General features: G+C 64.1%; 16 protein-coding genes. 8 read left to right on the top strand and 8 right to left on the bottom strand.

The window, feature by feature from the left end:
* Positions 1-45 precede the first annotated feature (45 nt).
* Genes lspA through KYK29_RS20305 form a run of 3 tightly spaced genes read right to left on the bottom strand, consistent with a single transcriptional unit; the run spans position 46 to position 2,470 of the window.
* Positions 46-537, bottom strand: a complete 492-nt coding sequence (gene lspA / locus KYK29_RS20315) for a signal peptidase II (protein WP_254692725.1) — start codon at positions 535-537, stop codon at positions 46-48.
* Positions 534-1,388 carry a TrmH family RNA methyltransferase gene (locus tag KYK29_RS20310; protein ID WP_254692724.1) on the bottom strand — a complete coding sequence of 285 codons (855 nt, stop codon included), beginning with the start codon at positions 1,386-1,388 and terminating at the stop codon, positions 534-536. Before KYK29_RS20310 ends, lspA begins: the two co-directional genes overlap by 4 nt.
* Complete coding sequence (locus KYK29_RS20305; RefSeq protein WP_302795643.1) at positions 1,385-2,470, bottom strand: class I SAM-dependent methyltransferase; 1,086 nt, start codon at positions 2,468-2,470, stop codon at positions 1,385-1,387. The genes KYK29_RS20310 and KYK29_RS20305 overlap by 4 nt, the downstream gene beginning before the upstream one ends.
* Before the next feature lie 95 nt (positions 2,471-2,565).
* On the opposite strand from KYK29_RS20305, the gene KYK29_RS20300 reads away from it, so the two are divergent.
* Positions 2,566-3,018: an SRPBCC family protein gene (locus tag KYK29_RS20300; protein WP_254692722.1), complete on the top strand. Its 453-nt coding sequence runs from the start codon at positions 2,566-2,568 to the stop codon at positions 3,016-3,018.
* A gap of 7 nt (positions 3,019-3,025) precedes the next feature.
* On the opposite strand, the gene KYK29_RS20295 is transcribed toward KYK29_RS20300, so the two are convergent.
* Genes KYK29_RS20295 through sppA form a run of 3 tightly spaced genes read right to left on the bottom strand, consistent with a single transcriptional unit; the run spans position 3,026 to position 4,689 of the window.
* Positions 3,026-3,370 carry a DUF1049 domain-containing protein gene (locus tag KYK29_RS20295; protein WP_254692721.1) on the bottom strand — a complete coding sequence of 115 codons (345 nt, stop codon included), beginning with the start codon at positions 3,368-3,370 and terminating at the stop codon, positions 3,026-3,028.
* 52 nt (positions 3,371-3,422) lie between these two features.
* Positions 3,423-3,722 carry an integration host factor subunit beta gene (locus KYK29_RS20290; RefSeq protein ID WP_254692720.1) on the bottom strand — a complete coding sequence of 100 codons (300 nt, stop codon included), beginning with the start codon at positions 3,720-3,722 and terminating at the stop codon, positions 3,423-3,425.
* Positions 3,723-3,750: 28 nt separating this feature from the next.
* Positions 3,751-4,689, bottom strand: a complete 939-nt coding sequence (gene sppA / locus KYK29_RS20285; RefSeq protein ID WP_254692719.1) for a signal peptide peptidase SppA — start codon at positions 4,687-4,689, stop codon at positions 3,751-3,753.
* Between the two features lie 214 nt (positions 4,690-4,903).
* Here sppA and lptC point away from each other — a divergent pair, with 214 nt between their 5' ends.
* The 6 genes from lptC (at position 4,904) to ptsN (ending at position 10,047) form a co-directional block, all read left to right on the top strand.
* Positions 4,904-5,563: an LPS export ABC transporter periplasmic protein LptC gene (lptC, locus tag KYK29_RS20280; RefSeq protein ID WP_254692718.1), complete on the top strand. Its 660-nt coding sequence runs from the start codon at positions 4,904-4,906 to the stop codon at positions 5,561-5,563.
* A gap of 72 nt (positions 5,564-5,635) precedes the next feature.
* Complete coding sequence (locus KYK29_RS20275; RefSeq protein ID WP_254692751.1) at positions 5,636-6,127, top strand: LptA/OstA family protein; 492 nt, start codon at positions 5,636-5,638, stop codon at positions 6,125-6,127.
* Positions 6,128-6,164: 37 nt separating this feature from the next.
* Complete coding sequence (lptB, locus tag KYK29_RS20270; RefSeq protein WP_254692750.1) at positions 6,165-6,953, top strand: LPS export ABC transporter ATP-binding protein; 789 nt, start codon at positions 6,165-6,167, stop codon at positions 6,951-6,953.
* Positions 6,954-7,129: 176 nt separating this feature from the next.
* Positions 7,130-8,686 carry an RNA polymerase factor sigma-54 gene (gene rpoN / locus KYK29_RS20265; protein WP_254692717.1) on the top strand — a complete coding sequence of 519 codons (1,557 nt, stop codon included), beginning with the start codon at positions 7,130-7,132 and terminating at the stop codon, positions 8,684-8,686.
* Positions 8,687-8,933: 247 nt separating this feature from the next.
* The gene (gene hpf, locus KYK29_RS20260) at positions 8,934-9,509 is read left to right on the top strand and encodes a ribosome hibernation-promoting factor, HPF/YfiA family (RefSeq protein WP_254692716.1); all 576 of its coding nucleotides are present in this window, start codon (positions 8,934-8,936) and stop codon (positions 9,507-9,509) included.
* A 76-nt stretch (positions 9,510-9,585) separates the two neighbouring features.
* Positions 9,586-10,047 carry a PTS IIA-like nitrogen regulatory protein PtsN gene (gene ptsN / locus KYK29_RS20255; protein ID WP_254692715.1) on the top strand — a complete coding sequence of 154 codons (462 nt, stop codon included), beginning with the start codon at positions 9,586-9,588 and terminating at the stop codon, positions 10,045-10,047.
* An 81-nt stretch (positions 10,048-10,128) separates the two neighbouring features.
* On the opposite strand, the gene grpE is transcribed toward ptsN, so the two are convergent.
* Both grpE and hrcA read right to left on the bottom strand, forming a co-directional pair.
* The gene (gene grpE, locus KYK29_RS20250; protein ID WP_254692714.1) at positions 10,129-10,746 is read right to left on the bottom strand and encodes a nucleotide exchange factor GrpE; all 618 of its coding nucleotides are present in this window, start codon (positions 10,744-10,746) and stop codon (positions 10,129-10,131) included.
* A gap of 99 nt (positions 10,747-10,845) precedes the next feature.
* Positions 10,846-11,922, bottom strand: coding sequence for a heat-inducible transcriptional repressor HrcA (gene hrcA, locus KYK29_RS20245; RefSeq protein WP_437437282.1), 1,077 nt, complete (start codon positions 11,920-11,922; stop codon positions 10,846-10,848).
* A gap of 152 nt (positions 11,923-12,074) precedes the next feature.
* Here hrcA and rph point away from each other — a divergent pair, with 152 nt between their 5' ends.
* Positions 12,075-12,791, top strand: a complete 717-nt coding sequence (gene rph / locus KYK29_RS20240; RefSeq protein ID WP_254692712.1) for a ribonuclease PH — start codon at positions 12,075-12,077, stop codon at positions 12,789-12,791.
* The last annotated feature ends 12 nt before the right edge of the window (positions 12,792-12,803 follow it).

Here is a 12,803-nt window from a genome sequence, read left to right as displayed (position 1 = left end):
TAGCACGCGGAGCGTTCAAAACGGCTTCAACGATTCCCTAAAATCCTAACGATCGCGACGCAGCACATGAAGCGCCTCGTCGAGGATCACAAGGCCGGCGCCGATGGTGATGAAACTGTCGGCGAGATTGAAAACCGCGAAAGACCAGTTTTGCGTGTGAAAGAGCACATAGTCGATGACATAGCCGAACAGCGCCCGGTCGATGAGATTGCCGAAGGCCCCGGCGATGATGAATGCATAGCCGGCATGGGCGATGCCGCGCGCGCGCGGCGTCTGCCGCCACAGCCAGACGACAAAGGCCACGACGCAAAGCCGCAGCGTGACGATGACCCATCCCTCCATGCCGGAAAGCATGGAGAAGGCGACGCCGTAATTATGGGTGCGGTAGAGTGCGAGCATCGGCACGACCTCCACCATCTGCTGGAACGGAAGCCAGGCCTCCACGGCGAATTTCACCGCCTGGTCGAGAAGAACGGCGAGAAGGATCGCCGCGACAACCGGCAGAGGCCGGGACATCAGGGGAATGCGGTCGTTCATGAACGCTCGTCCAGCGTCAGCAGGTGGCGGCGCGCCTCGAAGAGCATGATGCCGGTGGCGATGGCGAGGTTCAGCGAATCCGCCCGGCCGGCCTGGGGAATACGGGCAAGCGCATCGGCGGCCACGGCCAGTTCATCCGGCAGGCCCGACTGTTCGTTGCCCATCAAAAGCACGACCGGCTTGTCGCGATAGCCGATCTTCCGGTAATCGACCGCGCCGGCGAGATGGGTCGCCACGACCGAGACCCCGGCGGTCTTTTTCCAGGCGAGGAACTCCGCCACGCTCGTCCTGACGAGCGGCACGGCGAAGATCGAACCCATGGTGGCGCGCACCGTTTCCAGCGAGAACGGATCGGTGCTGTCGCCGATGAGGATGACGCCGCTTGCCCCGGCCGCATCCACCGAACGGATGACCGTGCCGAGGTTGCCCGGATCACGCACCCGGTCGAGCGCCACCCAGGTCTCGTCGGCCCCCGGCCGCACATCCTTCAGCGCCGTAAAGCGCTGTTCGAAGATGCCGACGACCATTTGCGGATTGTCCCGGCGGGTGATGGAGGAAAGCACCTTCTCGCTCACCTCCAGCACCAGACCGCCGCGCGCGAAGGCCCTGGTCGCGGCCTGCACGACCTGCGGCTTGTCCTTGACGTTCTTGGCGTAGACCAGCGTCCTGATCGTCCAGCCGAGCTCCAGGGCGTCGATGACCAGCTTCAGGCCTTCCGCCATGAAGCTCCTCGTCTCGTCGCGCATCTTCTTTGAAGACAGCGCCTTGATGTCCTTGACGATCGGATTGGAGAGGCTGGTGACTTCCTTGACCTGCCCGACCCGGCGCGTTGCGTGATGTTCGTGGCTCATGCGCGGATCCAACGGCTGAAAAGGGACGTGGAAAGCGCCCGGCCGGCCGTCTTGCCGCCGCTGCCGCTCTCGCGAATGACGAGTTCGCCCGATTCCACCGTGCCGCCGAGGCCGCGCATGGTCTCGCGCATCAACTCATGGATGGAATAAAAGCTCGCCCGGATCGAATAGGCGGTCAGCACCAGACCGATCGCCTTCGGCGACAGGATCTCGCGGCAGATATCGAGCATCAGCGGCAGATGATCGAAAAGCTGCCAGACTTCGCCGTTCGGCCCGCGTCCGAATTTCGGCGGATCCGTCAGGATGATGTCGTAACGACTGCCGCGGCGCTCCTCCCGCTGGATGAACTTCATCGCATCCTCGCATATCCAGCGGATGGGCAGTTTCTCCATGCGGCCGAGCGCCTGGTTTTCCCGCGCCCATCCGATGGCCTTCTTCGAGGCGTCGACATGGGTCACCTCCGCGCCTGCGCGGGCGGCCACGAGCGAGGCGACGCCGGTATAGCCGAAGAGGTTCAGCACCCGGACGGGACGGCCGGCTGCCTCGATGCGCTCCTGCATCCAGCGCCAGTGGGCAAGTTGCTCGGGAAAGACGCCGACATGGCGAAAGGCGGTGAAACGGCCATGGAAATCGACGCCGAGCAGTTGCATCGGCCAGGTCTCGCCGAGTGCCGCATGGGGAAACTTCCAGCGTCCCATGCCGTCCTCGTCCGTATCACCGGTGAAGAGCGCATCCGCCTTGTCCCAGACCGCATCCGGCAGGCCGCGCGGCCATAGTGCCTGGGCCTCGGGCCGCACGATACGATAGGGGCCGTATTGCTCCAGCTTCTCGCCCATGCCGCTGTCGATCAGCCGGTAATGGTCCGATCCGGCCGTCTCCAGGATGACCGGAACGCGCTCGGCCGGCTTCTCGCCCTCGCGGCGCATCAGCGACCGGGCCGGCAGCGGCGGCGCGGATGCGGCACGCGGCGTCTTCAGGGCGCGGTCGGGCCTTGCGGCGGCTGCGGAGCCGGCCTGCGGCCGGCGGCTTCTGTCCTTCACGGTTCTGTCGTCCGTCGTGCGTTGGCTTCCAGACCGGCGCATCCGGCGGAAAGCGGTCCCAATACCATCCCTCCCCCTCTTGGCAAAGCGCTTTCCGTTCTGCGATAAATCAGGAAAGGCCATGGGAGGGCTTCAGCATGGACATGTCGGGCGAGGAACGCATCGCAGCGCCGCGGGAGGCCGTCTGGGCGGCGCTCAACGATCCGGACGTTCTGAAGGACTGTATTCCGGGCTGTCAATCGTTGACGAAAAAATCGCCGACGGAACTGGAGGCGACGGTCAGGGTCAAGATCGGCCCGGTCTCGGCCACATTCAACGGCGCGGTGACGCTGTCCGACCTCAATCCTCCGGAAAGCTACACGATTTCCGGGGAGGGCAAGGGCGGTATCGCCGGCTTCGCCAAGGGCGGCGCGGCCGTCCGCCTGACGGAGGACGGCGACGAGACCATCCTTTCCTACGACGTGCAGGCCCAGGTCGGCGGCAAGATCGCCCAGCTCGGCTCACGCCTTATCGATTCCACCTCGAAAAAGCTCGCCGGCCAGTTCTTTTCCGATCTCGGCGCGCGGCTGAACGGCGGCGAGAGCGCCTGAGACCGCTTCATTTTCCCGAAACGGGCACCACCGCCTGCGATGCGATGGCCTCGACGCGCGACTTCTGCTTTTCGGCTTCCGCATGCCATTTCACCGCCTCGCCCGCCTCCGTGCGGGCGCGCTTGCGGTATTTTCCCTGGGTGAACCAGGTGGCGAACGAGCCGATCACCATGCCGAGGATGACCGCCAGGAAAAGAAAGACGAAGAAGGGCGCGCTGAAGGAAAGCACGCTGTCTTCCGGGCGGAACGGGTTGAAGGCCAGCGTCACGGACTGCCTGTTGGCGACCGAAAGCACGATCAGCACGACGGCGATCGGGATCAGCACGAGAACATTGACGATTTTCTTGATCATGGCGTCACCTGCTTGGCAAAAGGCGGCGGCAAGGCGCCCGGCCCTTGCGGCTTCAGTCGTCGTTTTCGCCCTGGCCGGGATTGAGCCTTTCCCGCAGCTCCTTGCCGGTCTTGAAGAAAGGCACCCATTTTTCCTCGACGAACACCGCGTCGCCAGTGCGCGGGTTGCGACCGGAACGCGACGGGCGGTTCTTGACGGAGAAGGCGCCGAAACCGCGCAATTCGACGCGATTGCCGGCAGCCAGCGCATCGGTGATTTCATCGAGGACCGCGTTGACGATATTCTCGACGTCGCGATGGTAAAGATGAGGATTGCGCGCGGCGACGATCTGAACCAGTTCCGACTTGATCACTGTGGCCCCCTCAAAATTTCCTGTGTTTTCAATCGCGGTCAACCTGCCAAACCGAGACCAGACCGTCAAGAAACAACTTCTCTGCACCGAATTTTTCAAGTCCCGACGGCAGGCCGAGCGCGCCGCGCACAAGCTCGCCGAAACCACCGGAAAGAAGGGAAAGGCCGCCGCGGACGGGCGGCTTGTAATCGACCACCGGCAGATCGGCCTCGACCTTGCGCTCCGTCAGGTAGGCCCGGATCTCCACGGATCCGCCGAGCTGGTCGACGAGACCGGCGGCCAGCGCCTGCCGGCCGGTGAAGATGCTGCCGTCGGCAAGCAGCAGCGCCTTGTCACGCGGGAGCTTGCGCCGCTCGGCGACGAGATCGACGAACCAGCCATAGCTGTCCATGACCATGGATCGGATCATCGCCCTGGCCTCCTCGCTTGCCGGATGGAAGGGCGAGGGCTCCGCCTTGAGCGGTGCGGACTTGATCTCCTCCAGCGAGACGCCGAGCTTGTCCATCAGTTCCCTGAACTGCGGATACTGGAAGATCACGCCGATCGAGCCGGTGATCGAGCTTTCCCCGGCGACGATCGTGTCGCCGGCGGTCGCGATCATATAGCCGGCCGATGCCGCAAGCGTCCGCACGTCGGAGACGACCGGCTTCTTTTCCGCCACCTTGCGCAGGGCCTTGAAGACGACCTCGCCGCCATAGGTCGTGCCGCCGGGCGAGGAAATCGCCACGATCAGAGCCTTTGCGCGATCGTTGCGGGCGATGGCGTCCAGCCGCTCCAGCAGTTCACGATCGTCCTGGATCAGGCCGGTGATGCTGATCCGCGCGATATGATCGCGCGCTCCCATGCCCGGCCACTGCGCGAGGGCTGCAAAAAACAGGGCGGCGAGCACGATGACGATCGCCGCCACGCGCCAGAAGGTCAGCTTGCGGCGCAGTTGCCGCCGGTCGGCGATTGCCGAGTGATCCATGATCCATCCTCAAAAACATTGTCCTGCCGGCGCAGCCGTCACGCAGACGGCTTGCCGGACCCCCTATCGATATGGCATTCGCTACCGAAATGGCAATTCGGCGGGCAGGTTTCCCGAAGCGCCATTGTTTGTCTGCGTATAATATCCATATGGGACCCGCCAGACAGAGGGCGGCTTGACCCGCCGAAACGACCGACCGGAACCGACAGACAGCATGCTGAACACGCTTCAAGATGCGCAACCGCACGGACAAGGCACGGCCTCCGCCTATCGGCGCGCCGCGCGCCATTCCTCGCGCGTGCGGACGCTGAAGATCGCGCTTCCCGCCGCCGCCGTCCTCATCGGGCTGATTTTCGTGGTCGTCTCAATCCTTCGCACCTATATGCCCGCCGACCTCCAGGTCGAAAGCGCATCGATCGAGGACGGCAAGATCGTCATGCTCAATCCGGCGATCTCCGGACGCAACAAGGACGACATCAGCTATTCGATGAAGGCCGAGCGCGCGCTTCAGGACATGAAGGAACCGGACGTCATCACGCTGGAGAACATCCGCGCCAAGATGCCGGTCAACGAAAGCACCATCGCCGAGGTCGAGGCCGCCGTCGGCGTCTACGACCGGGGGCGCAATCTGCTCGACATGACCGCTCCCTTCGTCATCCGCCTGAACACCGGCCTCGAGGCGCGCTTCCGCTCCGGCCATCTCGACATCGACGGCGGGCGCATGTCGACCGATCAGCCGGTCTCGATCCGCTCCCGCGAAGCATCGATTGTTGCGCAGTCGCTGCGAATGACGGATAAGGGCAAGGTCACCGTCTTCGAAGGCAATGTCGTCGTCGACGTCGACCCCGCAGCCATACGCAACCGAGAAAAGTAGAGCGCCATGCCCGCCATCCTTTCCGCCCACTTCCGGGCCGTACCTCGTTTTGTCATCGCTGCGGGCCTGATCATGGCCGCCGGCCAGGCCATCGCACAGGAGACCAGCAGCCGCATGGACGGCCTGCGGCTGTCCAACGACGCGCCGATCCAGATCCAGAGCGACAAGCTGGAAATCCGCGACCAGGAAAGCAAGGCGGAATTCACCGGCAACGTGAAGGTAGTGCAGGGCACCACGACGTTGCAGGCCGGCAGGATGATCGTGCAGTACAGCGCCGGCGGCTCGGTGGCCGGCGGCAACGCCGACATCGAAAAGATCGACGTGTCCGAAAAGGTTTATCTCAAGTCAGGAACGCAGGAGGCGACCTCCGACACCGGCACCTTCAACCTCGTCAACGAAACCCTCGTGCTGGAAGGCGACAAGGTGGTGCTGTCGGAAGGCAAGAACGTCTTCGTCGGCTGCAAGCTGACCGTGACGATGCGGACCGGCGAAGCCAAGCTCGACGCCTGCGGCGGGCGGGTGATGATCCAGCTCGACCCCAAGTCGCGCAAACCCTCCAACTGATCCAGTAGCCGCCGTGCCAGTTCCCTTTCTTTCCCGCCTGACGCGCCGTCCCCGCAAGCCCGCGGGGGAGCCCTCTCGCAGCGCCGTCGACCGGTCGCGCTACGAAGGCACGCTGATCGCACGCGGCCTGACGAAATCCTATCACGACCGGCGCGTGGTCAACGGCGTGTCGCTCGTCGTGCGGCGCGGCGAGGCGGTCGGACTGCTCGGCCCGAACGGCGCCGGCAAGACGACATGCTTCTACATGATCACCGGCCTCGTGCCGGTGGACGAGGGCACAATCGAGATCAACGGCAACGATGTGACCTCGATGCCGATGTACCGTCGCGCCCGGCTCGGCGTCGGCTACCTGCCGCAGGAAGCCTCGATCTTCCGCGGCCTGACGGTCGAGGACAATATCCGCGCGGTGCTCGAAGTGCATGACAAGAACAGGGCGCGCCGCGAGGAGAAGCTCGACAGCCTGCTTGCCGAATTCTCGATCTCCCACCTGCGCAAGTCCGCGGCCATCGCGCTTTCGGGCGGCGAGCGGCGGCGGCTGGAAATCGCCCGGGCGCTTGCGACCGATCCGACGTTCATGCTGCTCGACGAACCCTTCGCCGGCGTCGATCCGATCTCCGTCGCCGATATCCAGGCGCTGGTGCGCCACCTCACCTCGCGCGGCATCGGCGTGCTGATCACCGACCACAATGTCCGCGAGACCCTCGGCCTCATCGACCGGGCCTATATCATCCATGCCGGCGAGGTGCTGACCCACGGTCGCGCCAACGACATCGTCAGCAATCCGGACGTGCGGCGGCTTTACCTCGGCGATAATTTCAGCCTCTAGCATCTTGTAACCGGCGACATCGTCTCATGCCGGTCCGGCCGCCCCGGGGCGGCGTGGCGATGCACACGTGCGTCCATCTTGACCTGAACCGTCAAAACAAGCAATTTCCGGGCCAGTTAGATCTTCCGCGCCGCCACGGTGGCTGCGCCGGGAAACCGCCGGAGAGAAACGCGGCCATGACCCTCGCCCCCGGCCTCATCCTGAGGCAAAGCCAGTCGCTGGTCATGACGCCGCAACTGATGCAGTCGATCCGGCTGTTGCAGATGACCCATCTGGAACTTGCCCGTTTCATCGAACAGGAAATCGAGCGCAACCCCCTGCTTGAACCTGCCGACGACGAGGATGGACAGGACAGGCTCCCGGCGGCGACGGATTATCCGACGCCGGATGAGGAGCGCGCGCCGCGGGGCGATGGCGACGAGCAGGCCGATCTTTACGATTCCGCGACGTCCGGCGACGCCGACCGGCCCGGCGACAGTTTCGACGGGGGGCTCGACAACATCTTTCCCGACGATGCGGGACCCCGCGCCGCAGATGCGCCGGAACTGCTCGGACAGTGGAAATCCATGCCCGGCGGCGAAGGCGGCGAGGCGGCCGATCTCGACACCTTCCTCGCCTACCGCAAGACGCTGCGGGACGTGATCGAAGAGCAGATCGCCTTCCTTTTCGACAATCCGGCCGACCGTCTCGTCGCCCTTCACTTCCTCGACCACCTCGACGACGCCGGCTACCTGCGCGGCACGCCGGCGGAAGCGGCCTTGCGGCTCGGCGTGGCGGAAACCGCCGCCGAACGCGTTCTTGCGCGCCTGCAGGAAGCGGAGCCTACCGGCGTCTTCGCCCGCTCGCTCGGCGAATGCCTCGCCCTTCAGCTCAGGGCCCGCGACCGGCTCGATCCGGCGATGGCGACGCTGATCGACAATCTGGACCTCCTCGCCCGGCGCGACTTCACGACCCTCGGGAAGCTGTGCGGCGTGGACGAGGAAGATCTCATCGACATGCTGGCGGAAATCCGCGCGCTCGATCCCCGTCCCGGCCTGCGCTTCGAGACGGCGAGCAGCGAGACGGTCGTGCCGGACGTTCTCGTCAGCGCCGCAGCCGACGGAAGCTGGCAGGTGGAACTCAATCCCGACGCCCTGCCGCGGGTGCTCGTCAACCGCGATTACTACGCTGCCGTATCGAGCCGCGCCAGCCGCGACGGCCGGGACGGCCGGGACAAGGCCTTCCTCGACGAATGCCTCCAGACGGCGAACTGGCTGACGCGCAGCCTCGACCAGAGGGCGCGCACGATCCTGAAGGTGGCAAGCGAAATCGTCCGCCGGCAGGATGCTTTCCTGATCGACGGGATCCGGCACCTCCGGCCCCTCACCCTCAAGGCGGTCGCCGACGCCATCGGCATGCACGAATCAACCATCAGCCGCGTGACCGCCAACAAATACATGCTGACGCCGCGCGGCCTGTTCGAACTCAAGTATTTTTTCACGGTTTCAATCGGCTCGGCGGAAGGCGGCGACACCCATTCCGCCGAATCGGTGCGCCACCATATCCGCACCCTCATCGCAGCGGAGACCGCCGATTCGGTTCTTTCCGACGACGACATCGTCACCCGGCTTGGCGAGGAGGGCATCAAGCTCGCCCGCCGCACCGTCGCGAAATATCGCGATACGATGAACATCCCCTCTTCCGTGGAGCGCCGGCGGGAGAAGAAGGCGCGAGCCAGGGCGGGCAATCCCTGAAAAACGGGGCCAAAACCGCGAATCGCCGCAAGCAAGGCAGGCGGGCGCGGTTTGCCAGCGGATTGACTTTGCCCCCCGAACGGTCTAATGGCCCCCGCAAATTCGAAGAGAAGGCGAACCATTCCCTGACATATCCGGCTTTTTGAAACCATGCGCCGAATGATCCGTCGCATGTGTCAAGAGCTTGGAACGCGGGAGCGGTTGGAATAGACTGCTACGCGCAGACCACAACAAGAGAGGAAACTCCATGAGTGTGCGTGTATCCGGTAAGCATATGGAAATCGGCGATGCATTCCGTCAGCGTATCGAGGACCAGATCGGGGAAGCCGTAACCAAATATTTCGACGGGGGATATTCAAGCCAGGTCATCGTGGAGAAAGCCGGATCCCGCTTCGTCGCGGACTGCCGGCTGCACCTCGACACGGGCACGACCCTCCAGGCGAATGGTGAGGCCAACGAGCCGCTGGCCGCTTTCCAGGCCGCCTCCGAACGAATCGAGAAGCGCCTGCGCCGTTACAAGCGCAAGCTGAAGGACCATTACGGCACCAACGGTTACCACGCCTTCGCGGAAGTCGCCTATTCGGTAACCGATTCCACTCCGGACGAGGCTGAAGAGCTTCCGGCAGACTACGCCCCGACCATCGTGGCGGAAAGCACGAAGCAGCTGCGCACCCTGTCCGTCGCCGGCGCCGTCATGGCGCTCGACATGACGGACGAGCCGGTTCTTCTCTTCCGCAACGCCGGGACGGAGCAACTGAACGTCGTCTTCCGACGCAACGACGGCAATATTGGCTGGATCGACACGGCCAGTATCAAAGGCTGAGTGAGGGAGGCATGAGGCCGGCGACGCCGGCGTCATGCCTCTTCGATTCCTTCACAAGGCTCACGAGGACAGAAGCATGGCATTGGCAGGTTTGCTACAGCAGAGTGCGATTATCCCAGCGATGAAGGTCAGTTCCAAGAAGCAATTGCTTCAGGAACTGGCGGCAAAGGCGGCGAAGATCACCGGCATTGCGGAACGCGAGATTTTCGACGTCATTCTCCAGCGCGAACGGCTCGGCTCGACCGGGGTGGGAAACGGCATCGCCATCCCGCACGGCAAGCTGAAGGAACTGTCGCAGATCACCGGCATCTTCGCACGGCTGGAAACCCCGGTCGACTTCGAGGCGCTGGACGACCAGCCGGTCGACCTCGTCTTCCTCCTCCTTGCGCCTGAAGGCGCCGGAGCCGATCACCTGAAGGCGTTGTCGCGCATCGCCCGCGTGCTGCGCGATCCCGCCATGGTGGCCAAGCTGCGCACGTCGGAAAGCGAAAGCGCCATTTACGCATGCCTCAGCGAGGAGCACGCCTCCGCCGCCTGAGCCGCGCGGAATGAAAGATACGGCAGACATGAAAACGGCGGCCTGCGGGCCGCCGTTTTCATATTCCCGGCAGGGGTCGACTCAGGCCTGAGCGGATGCGTCGACCTGGGCGGCAGGCGCCTTCGGCCCGCCCTTCGACACGCCGACCATCGCCGGGCGCAGAACGCGCTCCCCGATGACATAGCCTGCCTGAACGACCTGCACGACCGTGCCGCTGGCCACATCCGGGTTCGGCACCTCGAACATGGCCTGATGGAAATGGGGGTCGAATTTCTCGCCGGTCGGATCGATCCGAGTGACGCCGTGGCGCTCGAGCGCCGTCAGCATGGAGCGTTCGGTCAGCTCCACGCCTTCCGCCAGCGCCTTGAAGCCGATCTCTCCGCCTTCCCGCGTCTCGGCCGGAATCGCGTCCAGCGCACGTCGCAGGTCGTCCGACACCGCCAGCATGTCGCGCGCGAAGGCGGCGATCGAATAGGATTTCGCATCCTTCACGTCCCGCTCGGTGCGGCGGCGCAGGTTTTCCATCTCAGCGGCAAGGCGAAGATACTTGTCCCTGAGGTCGGCATTTTCCGCGCGCAGCGTCTCCAGCGGATCGGGCGAGGCCTCGCTTGCCTCAGCCGGCTCCATTGCGGCGGCTTCTTCCGCTGCCGCGTTTTCCGTAACTTCGTCAGGTCCGGGTTTCCTAGTCTCGTCGGTCATGACGTACTCCGAGTTGCATGATCTTTGATTAGGCCCGATATCGAGCTTTGATCCTGAAAAATCAAGGGTGGCGTGGCGGATTACGGCCGGGCGCCCGCTCTATCGCGACAATCGCGACATCAGTTGCGCGGTATAATCGACCATCGGCACGATCCGCGAATAATTGAGCCGCGTCGGCCCGATGACGCCGACGGCGCCGACGATCTTCTCGTCGCCGTCGCGATAGGGCGCAACGATGAGCGAGGAGCCGGACAGCGAGAAGAGCTTGTTTTCAGAGCCGATGAAAATGCGCACGCCCGGACCGCTTTCGGCGAGATTGAGCAGTTCGATCAGGCTGTCCTTGCGCTCGAGGTCGTCAAAAAGCATACGCAGCCGATCGATATCCTCCTCGCCGGCAAGCCCTTCCAGCAGGTTGGCCCGGCCGCGCACGATAAGCCGTGTCGGCTTGCCGTCATCAAGTCCACCGGACCACAGCGCAAGGCCGCTCTCCACCAGGTCGCGCGAAAGCTGGTCGAGTTCGCGGCTGATCTCGCCACGCAGCGTCTCCAGCTGGGCGCGCGCCTCCACCAGCGTGCTGCCGGAAAGATGCGCGTTAAGAAAATTGGCTGCCTCCGTCAGTTGCGAACCGGTCACCCCGGCTGGCAGTTCGATGATCCGGTTTTCCACCTGATCGTGATCGCCGACAAGAACGACCAGCGCCTTGGTCGGCTCCAGCCGGATGAATTCGACATGTTTCAGCACCGCGTCGTTCTTGGTGGTGATGACCAGGCCCGCGCCGCGCGACATGCCGGACAGCGCCCGGCTCGCCTCGTTCATCATCGTCTCGACGGCATCGTGCTTTTCGGAACGGGGGCGGACGTGCCGCTCGATGGAGGCCCGGTCCTCGGCGGAAATATTGCCCACCTGCATGAAGGCGTCGACGAAGAAGCGCAACCCCATCTGGGTGGGAAGGCGGCCGGCGCTGACATGCGGCGAATAGATCAGGCCGAGGTCTTCCAGGTCGCTCATCACATTGCGCACGGAGGCGGGCGACAACGACATCGGCAGGATACGCGACAGGTTCCGCGAGCCGAGCGGCTCGCCGCTTTCCAGATAGCTTTCGACAATCCGGCGGAAGATCTCACCGGAGCGCTCATCGAGCGCCGCCTGTCGGTCCTCTCCGGAAGATCTTTTCACAACCACTGCTCCACATGCCTCATATCGAAAGGGAATATAGTGATTTCGCCCCCGCCGTGAAAGGGATTCTGCCGGCATGCGCCGCCATTGCATTCCCACGAGCGCCGTTCTGGTCTAAAGCACCATCCGGATACTGACATCAGGAGTTCGCCATGCGGCCGTCCGGCAGAAAAACCGATCAAATGCGCAAGATTTCCTTCGAGCGCAACATTTCAAAGCACGCCGAAGGCTCATGCCTCATCCGCTTCGGCGATACCCATGTGCTGGTGACGGCGAGCCTGGAGGAGAAAACGCCGCCATGGCTGCGCAACAGCGGCAAGGGCTGGGTGACCGCCGAATACGGCATGCTGCCGCGCGCCACCGGCGAGCGCATGCGCCGCGAGGCGGCCGCCGGCAAGCAGGGCGGGCGCACGCAGGAAATCCAGCGCCTGATCGGCCGGTCGCTTCGTGCGGTGGTCGATCTGGAAGCGCTCGGCGAGCGGCAGATCACCATCGATTGCGATGTGATCCAGGCCGATGGCGGCACGCGCACCGCCGCGATCACCGGGGCATGGGTAGCGCTGCACGACTGCCTGAAATGGATGGAAACGCGTAGCATGATCAAGGCCGACAAGGTGCTGAAGGATCATATCGCCGCCATTTCCTGCGGCATTTTCGCCAATCAGACGATCATCGACCTCGACTATCTGGAGGATTCCGCCGCCGAGACCGACGCCAATTTCGTGATGACCGGAACGGGCGGAATCGTCGAGATCCAGGGCACCGCCGAGGGCAAGCCCTTCAGCGAAGAGGAATTCGCCGGCCTGCTGTCGCTTGCCCGCGCCGGCATCGCCGAACTGGTCGACCTCCAGAAACAGGCGATCGCCTGACGGGAGACACCG

Source organism: Shinella daejeonensis, assembly GCF_024281235.1.
GTDB lineage: Bacteria > Pseudomonadota > Alphaproteobacteria > Rhizobiales > Rhizobiaceae > Shinella > Shinella daejeonensis.
This window is presented reverse-complemented; position numbering and strand designations above follow the sequence as displayed.

What these genes read in the sequence shown, in the direction of transcription:
- lspA (WP_254692725.1), bottom strand. Translation starts at nt 537, where the DNA reads ATGAACGACCGCATTCCCCTGATGTCCCGGCCTCTGCCGGTTGTCGCG.
- KYK29_RS20310 (WP_254692724.1), bottom strand. Translation starts at nt 1,388, where the DNA reads ATGAGCCACGAACATCACGCAACGCGCCGGGTCGGGCAGGTCAAGGAA.
- KYK29_RS20305 (WP_302795643.1), bottom strand. Translation starts at nt 2,470, where the DNA reads ATGCGCCGGTCTGGAAGCCAACGCACGACGGACGACAGAACCGTGAAG.
- KYK29_RS20300 (WP_254692722.1), top strand. Translation starts at nt 2,566, where the DNA reads ATGGACATGTCGGGCGAGGAACGCATCGCAGCGCCGCGGGAGGCCGTC.
- KYK29_RS20295 (WP_254692721.1), bottom strand. Translation starts at nt 3,370, where the DNA reads ATGATCAAGAAAATCGTCAATGTTCTCGTGCTGATCCCGATCGCCGTC.
- sppA (WP_254692719.1), bottom strand. Translation starts at nt 4,689, where the DNA reads ATGGATCACTCGGCAATCGCCGACCGGCGGCAACTGCGCCGCAAGCTG.
- lptC (WP_254692718.1), top strand. Translation starts at nt 4,904, where the DNA reads ATGCTGAACACGCTTCAAGATGCGCAACCGCACGGACAAGGCACGGCC.
- KYK29_RS20275 (WP_254692751.1), top strand. Translation starts at nt 5,636, where the DNA reads ATGGCCGCCGGCCAGGCCATCGCACAGGAGACCAGCAGCCGCATGGAC.
- rpoN (WP_254692717.1), top strand. Translation starts at nt 7,130, where the DNA reads ATGACCCTCGCCCCCGGCCTCATCCTGAGGCAAAGCCAGTCGCTGGTC.
- hpf (WP_254692716.1), top strand. Translation starts at nt 8,934, where the DNA reads ATGAGTGTGCGTGTATCCGGTAAGCATATGGAAATCGGCGATGCATTC.
- ptsN (WP_254692715.1), top strand. Translation starts at nt 9,586, where the DNA reads ATGGCATTGGCAGGTTTGCTACAGCAGAGTGCGATTATCCCAGCGATG.
- grpE (WP_254692714.1), bottom strand. Translation starts at nt 10,746, where the DNA reads ATGACCGACGAGACTAGGAAACCCGGACCTGACGAAGTTACGGAAAAC.
- rph (WP_254692712.1), top strand. Translation starts at nt 12,075, where the DNA reads ATGCGGCCGTCCGGCAGAAAAACCGATCAAATGCGCAAGATTTCCTTC.